The organism is Sphingobium sp. CCH11-B1, assembly GCF_001556865.1.
Taxonomy (GTDB): Bacteria; Pseudomonadota; Alphaproteobacteria; order Sphingomonadales; family Sphingomonadaceae; genus Sphingobium.
In genome coordinates, this window is sequence record NZ_LSJY01000025.1 from 1 (window position 1) to 20,810 (window position 20,810).

Here is a 20,810-nt window from a genome sequence, read left to right on the forward strand (position 1 = left end):
TGCCTGAAGACGATGAGCGATCCGGTCGCAGGCCGCCCTGGTGGTTCATGCCGATTGTCATGACCGGCCTCGGCATCGCAGCCGCCGTCCTCGCCATGACGATGATGACCGTCGTCGCATGACATGAATATAGGACCGGACGTGGACGTGTGCCGCGTCCGGTCCCCCAGATCGAAAGGGTCATATGCCCCACCACACGCCCCTGATCGGCACCATCGTTGCCGGCCTCGTCGTGGCCTTCATCATGGGCTCCATCGCCCATCGGCTGAAGCTGTCGCCGCTCGTCGGCTATCTTGTCGCGGGCATCCTCGTCGGCCCCTTCACCCCCGGCTTCGTCGCGGACGCCAGCCTGGCCAACGAACTCGCGGAGATCGGCGTCATCCTGCTGATGTTCGGTGTTGGCCTGCATTTTTCGCTGAAGGATCTTCTGTCGGTCAAGAATATCGCCGTGCCGGGGGCGCTGGTGCAGATCGCCGTTGCGACCCTGCTCGGCATGGGCCTTGCGCACCTCATGGGCTGGACGCTGATGGGCGGGCTGGTCTTCGGGCTGGCACTGTCGGTCGCCAGCACGGTCGTCCTGCTCCGCGCGCTGCAGGGCGCGGACCTGGTCGACACGCGCCGCGGCCGGATCGCGGTCGGCTGGCTCATCGTCGAGGATCTCGTGATGGTGCTGGCGCTCGTCCTGCTGCCTGCGCTGGCCGCGGTCATGAACAGCGCGGACGGGGGCGGGGCGTCGGCGCTGCTCGCGCCGCTGCTGGGCACGTTGCTGAAGGTCGTGGGCTTCGTTGTCGTCATGCTGGTGGTCGGCCGGCGGCTGATCCCCCTGGCATTGCACTGGGTGGTCCATACCGGATCGCGCGAGCTGTTCCGCCTCGCGGTTCTCGCCATCGCATTGGGCGTGGCGTTCGGCGCGGCCTATGTGTTCGACGTGTCCTTCGCGCTGGGCGCCTTCTTCGCGGGCATGATCCTGGGCGAAACGCCTTTGAGCCGCCGCGCGACCGAGGAAACCCTGCCGCTGCGCGATGCCTTCGCCGTGCTCTTCTTCGTGTCGGTCGGCATGTTGTTCAACCCGTCCATCGTGGTGGAACATCCGCTGCCGCTGCTGGCGACCGTGCTCATCATCGTCATCGGCAAGTCGATCGCGGCCTGGGGCATCGTCCGCGCCTTCGGCCATCCCAATGTGACCGCGCTTACCATCGCCGCCAGCCTGGCCCAGACAGGCGAATTCTCGTTCATCCTTGCGTCATTGGGCACCGGCCTGGGTGTCTTGCCGGCGGATGCGCGCGACCTGATCCTTGCAGGCGCGATGGTCTCGATTTTCCTGAACCCCATCCTCTTCTCGATGATCGTGCGCAGCCATCGCAAGGAGGAGGATGTCCCCTCGGCCGCCGACGCCCAGTTGGCGCAGACCATGGGGCACACCATCCTGGTGGGCTATGGCCGCGTCGGCAAGCTGATCGCGGCGCAACTTGCTGCCAAGGATGTCCATTTCGTCGTCATAGAGGATGACAAGGACAAGTCGGAGGAGGCCGGGGAAGCGGGTCATATCGTCGTACGGGGCAATGCGCTGGAGGATCGGCACCTGCGCGCGGCAGGCATAGGCGAGGCGCGCAACATGCTGATCGCCGTGCCCGAAGGGTTTGAGGGCGGGGCGATCCACGAACATGCCCGGCATCTCAACGCCAACCTCAATGTCATCGCGCGCGCGCACAGCGACGCGGAGGTGGCGCATCTCGAATCGCTTGGCGTCCCGCATATCGTCATGGGGGAACGCGAGCTTGCGGCGCGGATGCTGACGCTCTGCGGCGCGCGCTAGAGCATGGTCCGTTCCTACTGAATCGCATCCTGCTCTAATTGTCTTTTGTTTTCCGCATTCTTCCAGGCAGCGGACAGTGCCGTCCGCTTCGAACATGCTCTAGCGCAGATCGTGGAGGAACCGCGCCGCCTGTTCGCGGATGGCGGCGCGGTCCTCTTCCTTCATCCTGTCCCAATTGCGATAGGGCATCGCCATGCGCGGATTGCGCGCCAGCTTGCGTTGGTTGCGCGCGATGAAGTCCCAATAGAGCGCGTTGAACGGGCAGGCATCCTCGCCCACGCGCTGCTTCACGTCGTACCGGCATGTGCCGCAATAATCCGACATGCGATTGATATAGGCCCCGCCCGCCGCATAGGGCTTCGACCCCAGCAGGCCTCCGTCCGCGAACAGCGCCATGCCGACCGTGTTGGGCATCTCGACCCACTCATAGGCGTCGGCATAGACTTCCAGATACCAGACATGCACCTGGTGCGGATCGATCCCGGCGATCAGCGCGAAATTGCCGGTGATCATCAGCCGCTGGATATGATGGGCGTAGGCATGGTCGATCGTCTGGCCGATTGCCTGCGCCAGGCAGTGCATGTCCGTTTCGCCGGTCCAGTAGAAGCCGGGCAGGTCGCGCCCGGCGTCCAGCGCATTGCGCCGGCCATAGTCCGGCCCTTCGTGCCAATAGACGCCACGCACATATTCGCGCCAGCCGATGATCTGGCGGATGAAACCTTCCGCGCAATTGAGCGGTACCTTGCCCGCGCGATAGCGTTTCTCGACCGCGTGGCACAATTCCAGCGGGTCCAGCAGCCCGGCATTGATGTAGGGCGACAGGACCGAATGCCACAGGAAGGGCTCGTCGGTCAGCATCGCGTCCTGATAGTCGCCAAAGCGCGGCAGCGCTTCGTCAAGGAAGCGCTGCTGCTGCCGCAGCGCGTCTGGCCGGGTCACGGCGAAATGAAAATGGTCCAGGCTGCCGATATGATCGGCGAAACGATCCGCCACCATCGCCAGCACCTCTTTCGTAACGCTGTCCGGCCGGAAGCGGATCGGCTGCGGCATCAGCAGGTCGCGGCCGGGCGCGGGCTTGCGATTGTCCGCGTCGTAATTCCATTGCCCGCCTTCCGGCTGGCCGTCCCGGTCCAATAGCAGCCCGGTCTTGCGCCGCATGTCGCGATAGAAAAATTCCATCCGCATCTGCGTGCGCGCTGCCGCCCAGCTGTCGAACTCGGCATGGGAACAAAGGAAGCGGTCGTCTTCATGGATGGTGACGGGGATGGAGAAGCGGTCCTGCCAGCTTTCCAGCATCGCCCGGACGCGCCATTCGCCCGCTTCGGTAACATGGATGGCGCTGGCCCCATGCCGCTCTATCGCCTGCGCCACCTCCCCGGTGAAGGAACCTGTATTTCCGGGGTCGTCCAGCCTGACATAATCGACCGTCCATCCCGCTCCGCGCAGCGCCTCTGCATAATGGCGCATGGCGGACAACAGGAACGCGATCTTGGCCTTGTGGTGCTTCACATAGGTCGTTTCGTCGGCGACCTCCATCATCAGGACGATCGCGTCCTCCTTGTCCACCGCGCGCAGCGAGGGGAGGTCATGGCTCAACTGGTCGCCCAGCACCGGAACGAGAAAAGGGCCGTCACTCATCCCCATGGGAATGAACGACCGGCCCTTTTGGTCCTAGCCTGTCCGAAGGGTCAGCGGCCGCGCGGCGGTCCCTTGCGTGCGCCGCCGCCCTTGAAGGGGCGCGGCGCATAGCCGCCCGGCCCACCCGGACGCGGGCCGCGATCGTTGGGGCGGTTGCCCTGCCGCCGGTTCTCGCGCGCCTGTTCGCGCGGTGCGCCTTCCACGGCCTCGAACGCCACGTCCGCGCCTTCGTCGTTCGCCTGGCCCGTGCGTTTCACCGCCGCGATGAAGCGGCTGGCGATCGCCTTGGGGATTTCGAACATCGTCTCGTTGGCGGCGATGCGGATCGCGCCGATGTCCTGTCGCGACACATGGCCGCGGCGGCAGATCAGCGGCAGGATCCAGCGCGGATCGGCATTGTGGCGGCGGCCGATGTCCATGCGGAACCATTGGGTATCCTCGAACCCCGGACGCGGCCCGTCGCTGCGCGCGGGCGCCTCGCTGCGGTCAAGCAGTTCCTCGGGCGCGGGGAGGGCCGCGCGGGCGCTCTTCACCAGCATCGCCGCGATTTCCTTGGGGCTCTTTTCGGCCAGCAATTCCGCGCCGAGCGCCCAGTCCGCCTCGTCCAGCTCCGTCCGCTCCATCAGCGTGGCGCGCAGCCGGGCATTGTCCTGCTCCAGGATCGCCTCACGGCTTGGCGGGGTGCCCCATTCGACGGGGATCTTCGCGCCGCGCAGCATGGATTCGACCCGGCGACGGCGCGGGTAGGGGACGATCAGAACCGCCGTTCCCTTCTTGCCCGCGCGGCCTGTCCGGCCCGAGCGGTGCTGCATCGTTTCCGCGTCGCGCGGCAGCTCGACATGCACCACCAGCGACAGCGAAGGCAGGTCGATGCCGCGCGCGGCGACGTCGGTCGCCACGCACACCCGCGCCCGCTTGTCGCGCAGCGCCTGCAACGCGTGGTTGCGCTCGTTCTGGCTATGCTCGCCCGACAGCGCCACGACGGTAAAGCCGCGTTCGGTAAGGCTGGCATGCAGGTGCCGCACATTGTCGCGCGTGGCGCAGAACAGGATCGCCGTCTCCGCCTCATGGTAGCGCAGCAGGTTCACCACCGCATGTTCGATGTCGGAAGGCGCGACCGTCACCGCCTGATAACTGATGTCGCCATGGCCGCGCTCCTCGCTCATCGTCGATATGCGCAGCGCATCCTTCTGGTAACGCTTGGCCAGCGCCACGATGGGCTTGGGCATGGTCGCCGAAAAGAGCAGGGTGCGCCGGCCTTCCGGCGCGCTGTCGAGAATGCCCTCCAGATCCTCGCGGAAGCCCATGTCGAGCATCTCGTCCGCTTCGTCCAGCACCACGGTGCGGATGCCGGACAGGTCAAGCGCGCCGCGCTCCAGATGGTCGCGCAGGCGGCCGGGCGTGCCGACCACGATATGCGCGCCGTGGCTGAGGTTACGGCGCTCCTTCGCGGCGTCCATGCCGCCGACGCAGGTGGCGATCCGCGCGCGCGCCGCGCCGTAGAGCCATTCCAGCTCGCGGCTCACCTGCAACGCCAGTTCGCGCGTCGGCGCGATCACCAGCGCCAGCGGCAGGCCGGCGACGGGCAGCCGATCGGCGTCGCCCAGCAATTCGCCCGCCATAGCGAGGCCGAAGGCGACGGTCTTGCCGGAGCCGGTCTGCGCGGACACGAGCAGGTCGCGGCCATGCGCTTCCTCCTGCGTGACTTCGGACTGGACGGGGGTGAGCGCCTCATACCCCTTGGCGACGAGCGCCTGGGACAGGAGAGCGGGAAGAGTATCAAATGCCATGTTCTTGTTTTCCATCGGTAAAAAGCGACCCGCCATTCCCGACGGATACAGATGCTCTTGCGCTCCTGCAAAAGCAGGAGCCCAGGGTCGAGCGCACCACCTGGTTTCCTTGGGTTCCAGCTTTCGCCGGAACACGGGTTTTGCCGCGAAGGCTCGGGGCAAACCCCAAATAAGAAGGCCGCCTTCCCCCGCAAGGAGGGAAAGCGGCCCCTTGTCTGTTATTGTCAGCCGATCAGATCGAGGCGACTTCCGCCACGTCGACCTTCACGCCCGGACCCATTGAGGAGGACAGGGCGATCTTGCGGACATATTTGCCCTTCGAGCCCGAAGGCTTCGCCTTGACGATCGCGTCGACGAAGGCGTCGAAATTCTTGCGCAGGTCTTCGGCGGTGAAGCTCGCCTTGCCGAGGCCGGCGTGGATGATGCCCGCCTTCTCGACGCGGAATTCGATCTGACCGCCCTTGGCGGCCTTCACGGCTTCGGCGACGTTGGGCGTCACGGTGCCCAGCTTCGGGTTTGGCATCAGGCCCTTGGGACCCAGAACCTTACCCAGGCGACCCACCAGACCCATCATGTCGGGGGTGGCGATCACGCGCTGGAAGTCGATATTGCCCGCCTGGATCGATTCGAGCAGGTCTTCTGCACCCACGACATCGGCGCCGGCGTCGAGCGCCGCCTGAGCCTTGTCGTTGCGGGCGAACACGGCGACGCGCACGTCCTTGCCGGTGCCGGCGGGCAGGGTCACCACGCCACGAACCATCTGGTCGGCGTGACGCGGGTCGACGCCCAGGTTGATCGCGATTTCGACGCTCTCGTCGAACTTGGCGGTCGCATGGGTCTTGATAAGGCCCAGCGCCTCATCGACGCCGTGCAGCTTCTCGCGGTCGACCGCAGCGGCCAGGGCCTTCGCCTTCTTCGTCAGCTTTGCCATGTCCTTAGCCCTCCACCACTTCAAGGCCCATCGCGCGGGCGGAGCCTTCGATGATCTTCGTCGCTGCGTCGATGTCGTTGGCGTTGAGGTCGGCCATCTTGGCCTGGGCGATCTCGGCCAGTTGCGAGCGCTTGATCTTTCCGGCGACGACCTTGCCCGGCTCCTTGGAACCCGACTTCAGGTTGACGGCCTTCTTGATGAGGTAGGTGGCCGGCGGCTGCTTCGTCACGAAGGTGAACGAACGGTCCGCATAGACGGTGATGATGGTCGGCAGGGGGGTGCCCTTTTCCATCTTGTCCGTCGCGGCGTTGAACGCCTTGCAGAATTCCATGATGTTGACGCCGCGCTGACCCAGGGCAGGGCCGATCGGCGGCGAAGGGTTGGCGGCGCCGGCCGCCACCTGGAGCTTGATATAGCCCGTAATCTTCTTAGCCATTGTCACTCACTCTGTTGCTGGACCCGCCGAAAAGAGAGCCCGGTTCAAGTTTAGCGGTCCCATCGAAGGCTGTTGGCCTTCTCCCGCGAATATCCCGCCTGTGGCCGGAAGCGGCCGCCCATAGCGCCCCGCGTGCCGAAAGGCAATGCGTCAAATTGCGACACTCCGTGCGGCAGGACCCCGTTAACCATGTTGGATTGGCAATGCAGGCAGGATATTAACCATAATCTACATTAGTAAGGGGATCATCGACATGGTGCAGGTGACGACGCGGCTGGAAGAACAGCGAGCCTTTTCATTATGGTTGGACTTGTTTCGATGGATGGCGGCGGTCGCCGTTTTGCTCGGACATATTCATCACCGTGTCTTCATTCACTTCGGGGACGTGCCAGCGGGTGAAAGATCGATAGCTTTCACATTGATTTCATTGGCATCCAGCATCGGTCCCGCGGGCGTCATCATCTTTTTCGTGCTCAGTGGCTTCCTCGTGGGCGGCACGTCGCTGGCGAAATATGAACAGAATAAGTTCGACCTGCTCGATTATTCGGTGGCGCGAATGGCCCGGCTATGGACGGTGCTGCTCCCCGCGCTCTGTTTCACGGCGGTGCTGCTCGTGACGGTGCATCTCTATCGGGGCCAGTCGCTTTCGACCTTCGATCTCAATCCAGCCGGCATGGCGTGCAACGCCCTGTTCCTGCAAACGGCATTTTGCGGCCAATATGGCGATAATGGCGCGCTTTGGTCGCTGTTCAACGAAGCCTGGTATTATGTCGCCTGGCCGTTCGTGATGGTCGCCCTGTACGGGGTGGGGCATTCGCTCCGTACGCGGGTGCTGGTCGCGCTCCCCGCGTTTTTCCTGATGGCGGGGCTGAGCGCGGCGCAGTTCATCGGCTCGTCGATCGGCATGTATTTCGGTCTCTGGCTTCTGGGCGTCGCCGTGGCGCGGATCAACCGTCCCTGGATCAAGCTGAGCGCGCTGCCCAGCGCCGGCATCTTCCTCGCCTGCCTGCTGGCATGGCGCATCCTGCACAAGAGCGAGGTCCAGGGGTCGGACCTGATGCACGAATTTCCTGTCGATCTGCTGCTGGCGCTCGGCTTTGCCAATCTGCTGTCGGCGCTGAAGGTCCGAACGACGGTGGCGCCCCCGCTCGGCGCGCTCCACACCAGGCTCGCGGATTTCTCCTTCTCGCTCTATTGCATCCACACGCCGGTGCTGAATTTCCTGCTGGCGATGATGGCGCTGAGCGTGCCGTCGCTCGCCACGCCCATGTCGCCCCAGCCTGTCGCGGGGTATCTCATCTATGGCGGGCTGCTGGTCGGCAGTATGGCGATCGCCTATCTCTTCTATCTGGCGACGGAACGGCACACCTATACGGTCCGCCGTCTCGTGATCGGCTATCTGCGCGGCAAACAGGGCGCGGACGGGCGGCGGGCAACCGCCGAAACCCTGGCCGGCTAGGGGCATATCCCGCCGCGCCGGGCATCCGGCGCGGGTCGCGGACATACAAAAAAGCCCGCCGGACAATCGGCGGGCTTTTTTCGTGCCGGGATATCCCGATCGCTTATTTCGACAGTTCGACCTGCTCGAAATCCAGTTCGACCGGCGTGGCGCGACCGAAGATCGACACTGACACCTTGACCCGGTTCTTTTCGAAATCCAGTTCCTCGACCAGCCCGTTGAAGCTGGCGAAGGGGCCGTCCAGCACCTTGACGCTGTCGCCGATCTCGTAATCGACACTGACCTTGTGCTTGGGCGCGGCCTCGGCTTCCTTCTGGGCGCCGAAATAGCGGGCGGCCTCGCCCTCGCTGATCGCCTGCGGTTTTCCGTTGGGGCCAAGGAAGCCCGTCACCTTGGCCGTGTTTTTCACCAGGTGATAGATGTCGTCGTTCATGGCCAGCTTGGCGAGGACATAGCCGGGCATGAACTTGCGCTCGACCTGCACCTTCTTGCCGCGCTTCACCTCTGTCACGGTTTCGGTGGGCACCTCGACCTGCTCGACCAGCTGGGAGAGGCCCATGCGCTCGGCTTCGGACAGGATCGATTCCTTGACCTTGTTCTCGAAGCCCGAATAGGCGTGGATGATGTACCAGCGCGCCATGTTACCGTTTCAAACTCCCATTTCGCCTTAAGCGGCCCGGCCCGACGCCAGCGCCAGAAGCCACTGAACGATCGCGCCGAAAAAGGTGTCGATGCCGAAGAAGAAGAGGCCGAGCAGCGATGTCATGATGACGACCATAACCCCGGTCATCACCGTCTCGCGGCCGGTCGGCCACACGATCTTCGACGCTTCGGTCTTCACCTGATTGACGAATTCGCCCGGAGAAACCTTCGCCATCGCCTGCCTTCTACGCTTCAGAACCAACACCAATCGCGGAGCAACAGTCCGCCCTCCCGATCCCGCCCTGCTTGGCGTCCGGGGGTGCGACCGCTTGGCTCCGCGACCAAATTCGCTGGCGCATCTAGACGCAAACCCCTCGGTTTTCAAGGGATCGCGGCCAGTCGCCTGGCAGGAGTGGAGGGACTCGAACCCCCGGCATTCGGTTTTGGAGACCGACGCTCTACCAGCTGAGCTACACTCCTGCACCGGCCTTGCGCCAGCGAAGGAGGGCGCTTTAGCGTGGGCGTGTCGGCAGGGCAAGCGCCATTATCATGGCCGTTCCTGTGGGCGGGCGGGTTCGGCGATCTGTGTGTCCGCGCTGGTCTGCCGCTCGGCCTCCTGATTGAGTTGTGCGCCCAGCAACACCACGAAAGCCGAAACATAGAGCCACAGTTGCAGCACCACAACCGCGCCCAGCGACCCATAGGTTTCGTTGTAATTGCCAAAACGCGACACGTAGAAGGACACGCCCAGCGTCGCCAGCAGCCAGAACAGCGTCGCCGTGAACGACCCTGCCGTCAGCCACTGCCAGCGCGCCTTGCGCCGGTGCGGCCCGAATCGGTAGATCAGCGCGAAGATCAGGCTGGCGAACAGGCCGGCGGCGATCCATGTCGCGGCCTTCGCAACGAAGATGGCGATCGGCCCCCATCCGTTGACCAGATCCTGCAGGAAGCCCAGCACCGACGCAGCGAGCACGCCCACCACCACCACCAGCACGGCGGACAATGTGATGCCGACGGACACGCGATAGACCGAGAGGAAGGACCGCGCTTCCTTTTCCTCATAGACGATGTTGAGCGCCTCCATCGTCGCTGACGACGCCCGCGTCGCGCCATAGACGGCGAAGCCGAGCGCCAGCAGCAGGCCGAAGCCGACCGCCGGCTTGGTGGTCGATACGACGGCCATCAACTGATCGAAGATCAGCTTGGCGGCCTCGCGCGGGACCACGGTGATGATCGACCGGACATGTTCCGCCACCATCGCCGGATCGCCGATCAGGCCGTAGGTGAGCACCACCGCCGCCAGCAGCGGAGCGATCGACAGGAAAGCATAATAGGCGACGCCAGCCGCCAGCAGGCTCAGATGGTTGGTCCCGATCTTCGCATAGACCCGCTTCGCTATCTCCCACCAGCCACGCGGCGGTATCTTCCACGGCGCGTCGACATGGACTTGGCTCGCCACCCGATCGGTCATGCTTTTCCCCTTGCTGAACAAGGCAAGCGCGCGAAGGCGTTGCAGGTTCCGGGGGATGCCCCGTCGGACAGCGCCGATCAGGCTTCGGGCCGGGTCCAGATCCAGCTGCCGCCGATCACCGCCGCGGCGACCGGGATCAGGAACCAGGGCCAGGGCGACAGGGTCAGCGCCAGCAAGGCGCTGAAGGCAAAGGCGCATAGCGCCGCCTGCTTGCCCCGCCGGCTGATCGCGCCGCGTTCCCTCCATCGTCGGATATGCGGCCCGAAATGCGGATGGTCGAGCAGCCTTGCTTCCAGCCTGGGGCTGGACCGCGCGAAGCAGAAGGCGGCCAGGATCATGAACGGCACGGTCGGCAGCAGCGGCAGAAACGCCCCTATCGCTCCAAGTCCGATCGAAAGGAAGCCGGCGATGAGATAGAAATGACGCCGCATGCAGGATCCTGTCCCGGGCCTATAGCGACCCCAGGCCTTGGTCGCAGGCAGGAGTGGGCTTGGCAAGCCGGATCGCGGATGACGCCGGCGCTGTCAGGCCGCCGGCAATTTCAATCGGACCATCAGCCCGCCCAGATCCTCGCTCTCGTCCAGTGCCACCGATCCGCCATAGATTTCCGCCACATCGCGCACGATGGCGAGGCCAAGGCCGGTTCCGGGCTTCCCCGAATCCAGCCGCACGCCCCTGTCGAAGATGCGGATGCGGTCCGCTTCGGGAATGCCCATCCCGTCGTCCTCGACCATGATCTCGACCATTCCGGCCGCGCGCCCGATCACTGTCGCGAAAACGCTGCCGCCGCCATATTTGGCGGCATTCTCGATCAGGTTGCCCAGCATTTCGTCCAGATCCTGCCGCTCCACCCGCACGGCCGCCTGCCGGTCGCCGTCCATGTCGATCCGCGCGTCCGGGTAGAGCCGCTGTACCGCCCGCTCCACCGCCTCCAGGCTGGGCCACACTTCCGCCCGGCTCTGCGCCACGCCGCGTCGGCCCACGGCGCGGGCGCGGGCGAGATGATGGTCCACCTGCCGCCGCATGGTGGTGGCCTCGCGGATCACCGTATCGCCCAGATCGGGCGACTGGGCGGTTGCCGCGTTCATGATGACGGTGAGCGGGGTCTTGAGCGCGTGGGCGAGATTGCCTGCATGGGTGCGGGCTTCCTCCGCCTGCCGCTCATTATGGGCGAGCAGGGCGTTCAGTTCCTCCACCATGGGAAGCACCTCGGCAGGCATCGGTTCCGTAACGCGGCTCTTCTCCCCTCCGCGCATCCGCACGATCTCCAGCCGCACCTTGCGCAGGGGGCGCAGCCCGTAGAAGGTCTGCAGGCTCGCGAGAACGAACAGGCCCACGGCCAGCAGGGCGAAGCTCTTGAACAGGGTCGACCGCAGCGTCTTGATCTGGCCGTCCAGCCCCTCCCGCGCCTGCGCCACGATGAACTGCCAGCGCGTTTCCGATCCAGGCAGGATCACGGTGCGCTCCATCACGCGCAGATCCTCGCCGGGGAATTGCTTGCTGTCATAGACATGCAGATGCCGGTCATGATGTTCCGCCGGCGCCTTCAGCGCCCGGTCCCACAGCGAGCGCGACCGCCAGTCCTCATGCCCCTTGGCGCTGATCTGGTAATAAAGGCCGCTATTGGGTTCCAGGAAGCGCTGATCCGCCAGTTCGCGGTTGAACAGCACCTCGCCGTCCGGCCCGATCTCGGACGCGGCGATCATCGCCGTCAGCACATAATTCATGCCGTCGTCGAAATTGCGCGTGATCGCCGCGCTCAGCACCCGATCCAGCGCCACGCCACCCCCGATCAGCAGGAGGCTGATCCACAGCGCCGCGATTCCCACCATCCGGCGGGAAATGGAGCCGGTGGAGCGGACGGGGGGAGGGGCGGCAGGGTCGGTCATCGAATCTGATTTACAACCGTTCGTCTCGAACGACGTCGACAATCGAAAGAGCCCCGCCGCCGGCACATGGGTGCGGCAAGTCCGGCATATGCCGCCTCGGGGCTTCGCTCGAAGCGAACGGGGTTGAAGCGGCCTGAATTACCGCCCCGGCTCGTCCAGGCTGTAGCCAAGGCCGCGAATGGTGGTGATGACGTCCGCGCCCAGCTTCTTGCGGATGCGCGTCACGAACACCTCGATCGTGTTCGAATCGCGGTCGAAATCCTGGTCGTAGATATGTTCGATCAGCTCGGTGCGGCTCACCACCTTGCCCTTGTGATGCAGCAGGTAGGACAGCAGCTTATATTCCTGCGCCGTCAGCTTCACCGGATCGCCCTTCAGCGTCACCTTGCCCGACCGGGTGTCGAGCCGCACGTCGCCGGCGGTCAGCTCGCTCGACGCATTGCCCGAAGCGCGGCGAATGAGCGCGCGCAGCCGGGCAATCAACTCCTCGCTCTGGAACGGCTTGGCGAGATAGTCGTCCGCGCCCGCGTCCAGCCCGGCCACCTTGTCCGACCAGCTGTCGCGCGCCGTCAGCACCAGCACGGGAAAGCTGCGGCCTTCCTTGCGCCACTTGTCCAGCACGGTGAGGCCGTCGATGGTCGGCAGGCCAAGGTCCAGCACCACCGCGTCATAGCTTTCGGTGGAGCCCAGGAAATGGCCGTCCTCCCCGTCCGTCGCCAGATCCACGGCATAGCCCACGCCTTCCAGCGTGGTCCGAAGCTGCTGGCCCAGACTCGGTTCATCCTCGACGATCAGCAGACGCATGGGCGTTTTCCGTTTCTGTTATGCATGTCGTTACGCTGGCGCGCTACGTCAGCGCGCCATGCCGATGATATCGCCGGTTCGCCCGTCGGCATCAACCCACATCACCTTACCGTCCTTCACATATTTCAGGCGATAGCGGTTAGAGGAGGGGTCGAACTCGCTGCCGACATAGGTCGCGCCGCCCACGGCCGCATCGACGCGCCGCTTTATCATGGCGAACGGCATGACCTGTCCTTCCAGCATCGCGCGACGGGCGGCGTCCTGCTCGTCGCGGCGATTGCCGGCGTCGGCGACCGGCGCGGTAAGCGCCAGCGCCGTGGCGGCGGTGAGAGAAGCTGCCAGACTTTTCCACTTCATATTCATGCAAATGGCATAGCTGCAGCGCATTGAACAGGTGGTGAATGGCGCTCGCCCGGCTTAAAGGAAGGGCGCGGACGGCCGAAGCGGGCCGCGCCCCGCCATGCTCACTTCTCCAGCGCGTATTGCACCGTCAGCGTGACCGACGCGCTCACCTGGCCCGGTTCCACCGGCGTGACGGGGGCGGCGTCAGCCTTGAAGCGTGCGCTCTGCAGCATCGACATGGGCGGCATGCCGCCGCTGTTGCTCTCGCTGATCGACACCAGCCGGGCCGAGCGATATCCTGCCGCCTGCGCGTAGAAGTCCGCCTGGGCCTTCGCGTTCTTGAGCGCTGCCCCGCGCGCCTGGACATGCAGGGACGACGGATCCTCGATCGAAAAATTCGGGCCGTTGAGGTTGGTCGCGCCCGCCGCCACCATCGCATCGAGCGACGCGCCGATCCGCTTGATGTCGCGCAGCGTGACCGTCAGCTGGTTCGACGCCTCATAGCCGATGAAGCGCGGCCCCTGCGGCTGGCCGTCGCGGTTGCTGTAATCATATTGGGCCGACAGGTTGATGCCGCTGGTCTGGATGTCCTTCCTGGCGATTCCCGCCCTTGCCAGCGCCGCGACCAGCTTGTCGGTCTGGGCCGCATTCTGCTGCATCGCCGCCTGCGCGGTCTGGGCGCGGGTCTGGACCCCGGTGCCGACCGTCGCGATGTCCGGCGCGGCTTCCACGCTCTCGGTCACGTTCAGCGTCACGATCGGTGCCGTTTCGGCGATGGTGACGCTGGTCTGGGCGATGGCCGCGACGGGAAGCGCGGCGATGCCGAGCGTCATCAGGGCGAGGGCGGATTTCATGAGGTCATTCTCCTTCAAGGGCGATGCGGCCTGTTTGGAACGGCTGCGATGAACCGACGCTGTCCTGCGTTGAAAGCCGTCCGACAGCTTTGTGGTTCCATCGCACTTGCCCGCGCGCCTTCCAACGCCTAGCTGCACCGCCATGGCGGCTCCCATCCTCTCCTTCGAAAATCTCGGCCTCAGCCAGGGCACTCACTGGCTGTTCCGCAACATCGACATCCATGTGGGCGCGCGGGATCGGCTGGCGCTGATCGGCCGCAACGGCGCGGGCAAGACGACGCTCTTGAAGCTGCTCGGCGGCCAGATCGAGGCGGACGAGGGCACGCGCTCGGTCCAGCCCGGCGCGCGCGTCATCACGCTGGAGCAGGATCCCGATGTCACCCCCTTCGCCACGCTCCACGATTTCGCACTGGCCGGAGAGTTCGCGCCGCCCGCGCACGAAGTCGAAGCCATCGCCGACCAGCTCGGCATCGACCTGTCGCGCGAGGCGAAGACGGCGAGCGGGGGCGAACGCCGCCGCGCCGCCATCGCCCGCGCGCTGGCGAGCGAACCCGACCTGCTGCTGCTCGACGAACCGACCAACCATCTGGACATCGCCGCGATCGACTGGCTGGAAAACTGGCTGGCACGCTACAATGGCGCGTTCATCGTCATCAGCCACGACCGCGCCTTCCTGACCCGCCTCACGAAGCAGACCTTGTGGCTCGACCGGGGCCAGATGCGCCGCAATGAAGTTGGCTTCGGCGGCTTTGAACAGTGGATGGAAGCCGTCTATGCCGAAGAGGCGCGCGCCGCCGAAAAGCTGGACGCCAAGCTCAAGATCGAGGCGCACTGGCTGGAGCGCGGCGTCACCGCCCGGCGCAAGCGCAACCAGGGCCGCCTCGCCAAGCTCTGGGAAATGCGTGCCCAGCGCGCCGCGATGCAGGGGCCGCAGGGCACCGCCAAGCTCGCCGTCACCAGCGACGACAGCAAGACGAAAAGCGTCATCAAGGCCGAGCATGTCAGCAAGTCCTTTGGCGACCGCGCCATCATCAGGGACTTCTCCCTGCGCGTGCAGCGCGGCGACCGCATCGGCATTGTCGGCGGCAATGGCGCGGGCAAGTCCACGCTCCTGAAGCTCCTGACCGGCGAACTCGCGCCTGACAGCGGGGAGGTGACGCTGGCAAAGACGCTGGACATGATCTTCATCGACCAGCAGCGCAGCCTGATGCAGGGCGACAAGTCCGTCCGCGACGTGCTGGCCGAGGGCGGCGACTGGATCGACGTGCGCGGCGTCCGCAAGCATGTCCACGGCTATCTCAAGGACTTCCTGTTCGATCCCTCCCTTGCCGAGGCGAAGGTCGGCACCCTGTCGGGCGGGGAGCGCTCGCGTCTGCTGTTTGCCCGCGAGTTCGCGCGCGAATCGAACCTCCTCGTACTCGACGAGCCGACCAACGATCTCGACCTGGAAACGTTCGACCTGCTCCAGGAAGTCATTGCCGACTATGACGGCACGGTGCTGATCGTCAGCCACGACCGCGACTTCCTCGACCGCACGGTGACGGTGACGCTGGGCCTCGACGGCACGGGCACGGTGGACGTGATCGTCGGCGGCTATGCCGACTGGATCGCCAAGCGCGACCCCCGCCGCGCGCCCAAGGCGGACAAGAAGGAGGCTGCGCCGCCTCCGCCGCCCAAGCCCGTGTCCGCCAAGCTCAGCTACAAGGACCAGCGCGACCTCGACCTCCTGCCAAAGCGCATCGAGGAACTGGAAGCCGCGATTCTCCGCGACGAAGAAGCGCTCGCCGACCCTGCCCTTTACACAAGCGACCCCAAAAAATTCGCCGCCCTCACCGCCGCCATCGAAAAGGCGCGGACGGAGAAGGACGCGGCGGAAGAACGCTGGCTGGAGCTGGCGGAAAAGGCGGAAGGGCTGGCGGGGTAGGGCCTGCCACCACGCCGGTCCAGTTGCCTTGTCTGCTGGATTGGAGTGCCGGTCCAAGCCCTGGCACCATGAAGTATGAGAGAGGATCGACCAATCAGGACGGCTAGGATAAGGTGACCCTGGGCGTATCTATGCCGTAAGAATGTCCAGCATACGCTCTATGACACCAAGGCATCTTTGACATGTGGGGGACGGTAATGAATTCTCTCAAGTCGGGCATCGCGGTTTCATTTATCTACGTCACCGAACGGGATAGAGCGCTGCGTTTCTATACGGAGTTGCTTGGATTCAAGCTGCGGCAGTCGGACGATTTCGGCGACTTCATCGAATCCGGGGGAGGACTCCTCCGCATGACGGTAATACCGGATCATGTGGCCCGTCCGCATCCGGTCCTCGGTTGGGACGTGCCCGATATCGTCGCCGTTGCCAGCGAACTTCGCGGTCGCGGCGTCATGCTCACCATGTATGAAGGCTTGGGCCAGGACCAGCTGGGCATTTGGACCTCTCCGGACGGCAAGGCCAAGGTCGCATGGTTCGCCGATCCTGACGGCAACGTCCTGAGCCTCTCTCAGACATGATCGATCGCCGGTTTTCGGTCCATTTCTGCCACCCTTGCCTTGGCGGCATGAAAAAAAGGGCGGCCCTTCCAAGCCGCCCTTTCCTCATTCCATAGCCCGCAACCTCACTCCGAAGCGGGTGCCTTCGCCTTGCCGCCCTTCTTGCCCTTCTTGGGCGCGGCGGGCGTGATTTCGAAGGCCAGTGCCCCAACACCATCCGCATCCTCCTTCATATGGACATGGACCTCGCCGCCATGGACCAGCTTGCCGAAAAGCAGTTCCTCGGCCAGCGGCTGCTTGATCTTTTCCTGCATCAGGCGTCCCATCGGGCGCGCGCCGTAGAGCTTGTCATAGCCCTTGGCGGTCAGCCATTCCTTCGCCTTGTCGTCCAGCGTGATGTGCACGTCGCGGTCGGCCAGTTGCAGCTCCAGTTGCAGCACGAACTTGTCGATCACGCGCGCCACGATCTCCGGCGGCAGGTATCCGAACGGCACGATGGCGTCCAAACGGTTGCGGAATTCCGGGGTGAAGAGCTTCTTCACCGCATCCTCCTGCACATCGTCGCGCGACAATTCGCCAAAGCCGATGCTTTCCTTCGCCATGTCCGACGCGCCGGCGTTGGTTGTCATGATGAGGATGGTGTTGCGGAAATCCACCGTCTTGCCGTGATGATCGGTCAGGCGGCCATTGTCCATCACCTGCAACAGGATGTTGAACAGGTCGGGATGCGCCTTCTCGATCTCGTCCAGCAACAGCACGCTGTGCGGATTCTGGTCCACCGCGTCGGTCAGCAGGCCACCCTGGTCATAGCCGACATAGCCCGGAGGCGCGCCGATCAGGCGGCTGACAGAATGGCGCTCCATATATTCCGACATGTCGAACCGCTGGAGCGGGATGCCGAGCAGCGTCGCCAGCTGCCGCGCCACCTCCGTCTTGCCGACGCCGGTCGGGCCGGAAAACAGATAGTTGCCGATCGGCTTGTCGGGATCGCGCAGGCCCGCGCGCGACAGCTTGATCGCGCTGGACAGCACCTCGATCGCCTTGTCCTGGCCGAATACGACGCGCTTCAGGTCGGTGGTCAGCGATCCCAGCACCGTCTTGTCGTCGGACGACACGGTCTTGGGCGGGATGCGCGCCATGGTGGCGATCACCGCCTCGATCTCCTTGGGCGTGATCGTCTTCTTGCGCTTGGACGGCACCACCAGCATCTGCATCGCGCCGACCTCGTCGATCACGTCGATCGCCTTGTCGGGCAGCTTGCGGTCGTTGATGTAGCGCGCGGACAGTTCCACCGCCGCCTTGATCGCATCGGGCGTATATTTGACGCTGTGATGCTCCTCGAACGCGGAGCGCAGGCCGGCCAGGATCTTGATCGTATCCTCGATCGTGGGCTCGTTCACATCGATCTTCTGGAACCGGCGCAGCAGCGCGCGGTCCTTCTCGAAATGATTGCGGAACTCCTTGTACGTCGTGGAACCGATGCAGCGAATCGTCCCGCCCGACAAGGCGGGCTTGAGCAGGTTGGACGCGTCCATCGCCCCGCCGCTGGTCGCGCCGGCGCCGATGACCGTGTGGATCTCGTCGATGAAAAGCACCGCATGCGGCATTTTTTCCAGTTCGGTGACGACCGCCTTCAGGCGCTCCTCGAAATCGCCGCGATAGCGGGTGCCGGCCAGCAGCGCGCCCATGTCGAGCGAATAGATGACGGCTTCCTTCAGCACGTCGGGCACGTCGCCTTCGACGATCTTGCGCGCCAGGCCCTCCGCGATTGCGGTCTTGCCCACGCCGGGATCACCGACATAGAGCGGATTGTTCTTCGACCGGCGGCACAGGATCTGCACGGTGCGGTCGACCTCGGCGGAACGGCCGATCAGCGGGTCGACCTTGCCGCGGCCCGCCTTCTCGTTGAGGTTGACGGTGAACTGCTCCAGCGCGCTGTCCTTCTTGCCCTTGCCGTCCTGCACCTTCTTTTCCTCCTCGGCAGCGCCCTTGGTTTCCTGGCGCTCGGGCTGGGGCGTGCCCTTGCCGACACCGTGGCTGATGTAGCTCACGGCATCGAGACGGCTCATGTCCTGCTGCTGCAGGAAATAGACGGCATAGGACTCGCGTTCCGAAAAGAGCGCGACCAGCACGTTGGCGCCCGTCACCTCATCCTTGCCGGAAGACTGGACGTGCAGGATGGCGCGTTGCACGACGCGCTGGAAACCGCTGGTGGGGGAGGGGTCGGACGCGCCCTCCACCTTCAGACTGTCGAGTTCGGTATCGAGATAATGGGTTACAGCGTCGCCCAGCTCGCCCAGTTCCACGCCGCACGCCTGCATCACTTTCGACGCATGTTCATCGTCGATCAGCGCGAGCAGCAGATGCTCCAGCGTCGCATATTCATGCTTGCGGTCCGACGCATGCGTCAGCGCATTGTGCAATGTGGTTTCGAGGGCGGGTGCGAAAGAAGGCATTGTCGTTCTACTCCTGGCCCCGATAAGGGGCGGTATCGAACCTGATGTCGGCATTGCTCGACGCGGGATCAAGGGCCAGGGCCCTGCCAGCGGAATTGCCTGACTGCCCCAGCCCGAAGATGCCCTCGCGGGCGAAAGGGGCGGGGCGCGGGTTCATCGCCTGAATAGCGCCTCGGCACTTGCCTTGTGGTTAACGGCGCTTTCCTTTTTCGCCCTGGTCCGCGCGATTTCCGCTTCCAGAGCGGCGATGCGGGCGTCCAGTTCGGCGACGGACAAAGGCCCCAGATCCTGTTGCAGCAGGCGGGCCAGAGGATCGTCGCTCTTGCGCGGCTGATACTCGTCCATATCCATAACGCTAATGTTGACCCTGATCCCCACTCTGTCAATAAGGTCGCGGGGGCAGCCGGTCGTTTTTGGCGCGGCGCAATGAAGAGGGTGGGAATGGCCGAAACAGTCGCGTTGCCGGACGAGATGACGGCGATCGGTATCGCTGCGCCCGGCGGGCCGGAGGCATTGGTGCCGCAGCGGCGCGCCGTTCCGGCGCCGGGGCCGGACGAAGTGCTGATCCGCGTCGCCGCCGCCGGCGTCAACCGGCCGGACGTGCTGCAACGGCAGGGCAAATATCCCCCACCGCCCGGCGCATCCGATATTCCCGGCCTCGAAGTTTCCGGCACCATCGTCGCGGCCGGCAGCGGCGCGGACATGTTGATCGGGCAAAGGGTCTGCGCGCTGATCGCAGGCGGGGGCTATGCGCAATATGCGGTCGCCCCGGCTGGCCAGTGCCTGCCGGTGCCCGAAGATTATGACATGGCCGAAGCCGCCGCGCTCCCCGAAACGCTCTTCACCGTGTGGACCAACCTCTTCGAGCGCGCCTATGTCGTTTCAGGCGACACCGCGCTGGTTCATGGCGGCACCAGCGGCATCGGCACCATGGCTATCCGCCTCTGCAACCTATTCGGCGTCACCGTGATCGTGACCTGCGGCTCGGACGACAAATGCGCACAGGCAAAGGGCTGGGGCGCGGACCATGCGATCAATTACCGTACACAGGATTATGCCGAGGAAGTGAAGCGCATCACCGGCGGGCAGGGGGTTCAGGCCGTGCTGGACATGGTGGGCGGCGACTATCTTCCCCGCAACATCGCCTGCCTGGCCGAGGATGGCCGTCACGTCTCCATCGCCACGCTGGGAGGTCCAAAGGCGGACATCTTCATACCCGCCATCATGCAGCGCCGGCTGACGCTTACCGGCTCCACGCTGCGCGCCCGCTCGGTCGGCTTCAAGAGCCTGGTTGCGGACGAACTGATCCGCAACGTCTGGCCGTTCGTCGCCGAAGGAAAGCTGCGCCCGGCGATGGACCGGAAGTTCGCTCTGGCGGACGCGGCGAAGGCCCATGCCCGGATGGACGCAGGCGAGCATTTCGGAAAGATCGTGTTGATAGCGTAACGTTAACGCGATGATAACGATAGGGCCATTATGGGTGGGTTGAACCCATCCAGGAGAATTTGCCGTGGCTTTCTTCAGAAAATTATTGCGCGATCCTGAGGGCGCGACCGCCATCGAATATGGCCTGATCGCAGCGCTGATCGCCATCGCTGCCATCGGCGCGATGAGCAATCTTGGCACCAAGCTTGGCCGTACGTTCAACAATGTGAGCGGCAATCTGAAATGACATGTGCCGGGCGGCACCACGCTGCCCCGGCCACGTAAAACGTAGTATTTCCGTCATATTCTCTGCGGGATTGTAACAATGGCGCGTTAGGGATTCGGTCCCGAGGACATGGGTCTTTGGGGACGACGA

20 protein-coding genes and 1 tRNA gene are annotated in these 20,810 nt (G+C 64.6%); 6 read left to right on the forward strand and 15 right to left on the reverse strand.

Features of this window, described 5'->3' with window-relative positions; translation table 11 throughout:
- Positions 1-184 precede the first annotated feature (184 nt).
- Positions 185-1,816: a YbaL family putative K(+) efflux transporter gene (gene ybaL, locus AX724_RS03375; protein ID WP_066763560.1), complete on the forward strand. Its 1,632-nt coding sequence runs from the start codon at positions 185-187 to the stop codon at positions 1,814-1,816.
- Positions 1,817-1,915: 99 nt separating this feature from the next.
- On the opposite strand, the gene AX724_RS03380 is transcribed toward ybaL, so the two are convergent.
- From AX724_RS03380 to rplK, 4 genes are all read right to left on the reverse strand, one after another.
- Positions 1,916-3,454, reverse strand: coding sequence for a cryptochrome/photolyase family protein (locus tag AX724_RS03380; RefSeq protein ID WP_066763561.1), 1,539 nt, complete (start codon positions 3,452-3,454; stop codon positions 1,916-1,918).
- Positions 3,455-3,504: 50 nt separating this feature from the next.
- Positions 3,505-5,244 (reverse strand): DEAD/DEAH box helicase, encoded by a 1,740-nt coding sequence (locus tag AX724_RS03385; RefSeq protein ID WP_066763614.1) that lies wholly within the window; start codon positions 5,242-5,244, stop codon positions 3,505-3,507.
- A gap of 232 nt (positions 5,245-5,476) precedes the next feature.
- Entirely contained in the window at positions 5,477-6,175 is a 699-nt protein-coding gene (gene rplA / locus AX724_RS03390) for a 50S ribosomal protein L1 (RefSeq protein WP_066763562.1), read from the reverse strand.
- Between the two features lie 4 nt (positions 6,176-6,179).
- Positions 6,180-6,611, reverse strand: coding sequence for a 50S ribosomal protein L11 (gene rplK / locus AX724_RS03395; protein ID WP_066763567.1), 432 nt, complete (start codon positions 6,609-6,611; stop codon positions 6,180-6,182).
- Positions 6,612-6,864: 253 nt separating this feature from the next.
- Between rplK and AX724_RS03400 the strand changes: the two genes are divergently transcribed.
- The gene (locus tag AX724_RS03400) at positions 6,865-8,070 is read left to right on the forward strand and encodes an acyltransferase family protein (RefSeq protein ID WP_066763569.1); all 1,206 of its coding nucleotides are present in this window, start codon (positions 6,865-6,867) and stop codon (positions 8,068-8,070) included.
- 103 nt (positions 8,071-8,173) lie between these two features.
- Here the strand turns inward: AX724_RS03400 and nusG are convergent, their stop codons facing one another.
- From nusG to AX724_RS03445, 9 genes are all read right to left on the reverse strand, one after another.
- Positions 8,174-8,710 (reverse strand): transcription termination/antitermination protein NusG, encoded by a 537-nt coding sequence (nusG, locus tag AX724_RS03405; RefSeq protein WP_066763570.1) that lies wholly within the window; start codon positions 8,708-8,710, stop codon positions 8,174-8,176.
- A 27-nt stretch (positions 8,711-8,737) separates the two neighbouring features.
- Positions 8,738-8,947, reverse strand: coding sequence for a preprotein translocase subunit SecE (gene secE / locus AX724_RS03410; RefSeq protein ID WP_066763573.1), 210 nt, complete (start codon positions 8,945-8,947; stop codon positions 8,738-8,740).
- Positions 8,948-9,116: 169 nt separating this feature from the next.
- Positions 9,117-9,192, reverse strand: a tRNA-Trp gene (locus tag AX724_RS03415).
- 67 nt (positions 9,193-9,259) lie between these two features.
- Complete coding sequence (locus tag AX724_RS03420) at positions 9,260-10,183, reverse strand: YihY/virulence factor BrkB family protein (RefSeq protein WP_066763575.1); 924 nt, start codon at positions 10,181-10,183, stop codon at positions 9,260-9,262.
- A 77-nt stretch (positions 10,184-10,260) separates the two neighbouring features.
- Positions 10,261-10,614 carry a YbaN family protein gene (locus AX724_RS03425; RefSeq protein ID WP_066763577.1) on the reverse strand — a complete coding sequence of 118 codons (354 nt, stop codon included), beginning with the start codon at positions 10,612-10,614 and terminating at the stop codon, positions 10,261-10,263.
- A gap of 93 nt (positions 10,615-10,707) precedes the next feature.
- Positions 10,708-12,015 carry a sensor histidine kinase gene (locus AX724_RS03430; RefSeq protein ID WP_082733388.1) on the reverse strand — a complete coding sequence of 436 codons (1,308 nt, stop codon included), beginning with the start codon at positions 12,013-12,015 and terminating at the stop codon, positions 10,708-10,710.
- Between the two features lie 195 nt (positions 12,016-12,210).
- On the reverse strand, positions 12,211-12,876 hold the full coding sequence (locus tag AX724_RS03435) for a response regulator transcription factor (protein WP_066763585.1): 666 nt from the start codon (positions 12,874-12,876) through the stop codon (positions 12,211-12,213).
- 48 nt (positions 12,877-12,924) lie between these two features.
- A complete protein-coding gene (locus tag AX724_RS03440; protein WP_066763586.1) occupies positions 12,925-13,263 on the reverse strand; it encodes a hypothetical protein in 339 nt (112 codons plus the stop codon).
- A gap of 77 nt (positions 13,264-13,340) precedes the next feature.
- A complete protein-coding gene (locus tag AX724_RS03445) occupies positions 13,341-14,072 on the reverse strand; it encodes an SIMPL domain-containing protein (RefSeq protein ID WP_066763616.1) in 732 nt (243 codons plus the stop codon).
- 142 nt (positions 14,073-14,214) lie between these two features.
- On the opposite strand from AX724_RS03445, the gene AX724_RS03450 reads away from it, so the two are divergent.
- Both AX724_RS03450 and AX724_RS03455 read left to right on the forward strand, forming a co-directional pair.
- On the forward strand, positions 14,215-15,996 hold the full coding sequence (locus AX724_RS03450; protein WP_066763589.1) for an ABC-F family ATP-binding cassette domain-containing protein: 1,782 nt from the start codon (positions 14,215-14,217) through the stop codon (positions 15,994-15,996).
- Between the two features lie 197 nt (positions 15,997-16,193).
- Positions 16,194-16,574, forward strand: coding sequence for a VOC family protein (locus AX724_RS03455; RefSeq protein WP_066763590.1), 381 nt, complete (start codon positions 16,194-16,196; stop codon positions 16,572-16,574).
- A 104-nt stretch (positions 16,575-16,678) separates the two neighbouring features.
- Here the strand turns inward: AX724_RS03455 and clpA are convergent, their stop codons facing one another.
- On the reverse strand, positions 16,679-19,009 hold the full coding sequence (clpA, locus tag AX724_RS03460) for an ATP-dependent Clp protease ATP-binding subunit ClpA (RefSeq protein ID WP_066763594.1): 2,331 nt from the start codon (positions 19,007-19,009) through the stop codon (positions 16,679-16,681).
- Between the two features lie 153 nt (positions 19,010-19,162).
- Entirely contained in the window at positions 19,163-19,360 is a 198-nt protein-coding gene (locus AX724_RS03465) for a DUF1192 domain-containing protein (protein ID WP_066763595.1), read from the reverse strand.
- A gap of 90 nt (positions 19,361-19,450) precedes the next feature.
- Here AX724_RS03465 and AX724_RS03470 point away from each other — a divergent pair, with 90 nt between their 5' ends.
- Positions 19,451-20,455, forward strand: coding sequence for an NAD(P)H-quinone oxidoreductase (locus tag AX724_RS03470; RefSeq protein WP_066763597.1), 1,005 nt, complete (start codon positions 19,451-19,453; stop codon positions 20,453-20,455).
- 64 nt (positions 20,456-20,519) lie between these two features.
- Positions 20,520-20,681, forward strand: coding sequence for a Flp family type IVb pilin (locus tag AX724_RS03475; protein ID WP_066763599.1), 162 nt, complete (start codon positions 20,520-20,522; stop codon positions 20,679-20,681).
- Positions 20,682-20,810 lie beyond the last annotated feature (129 nt).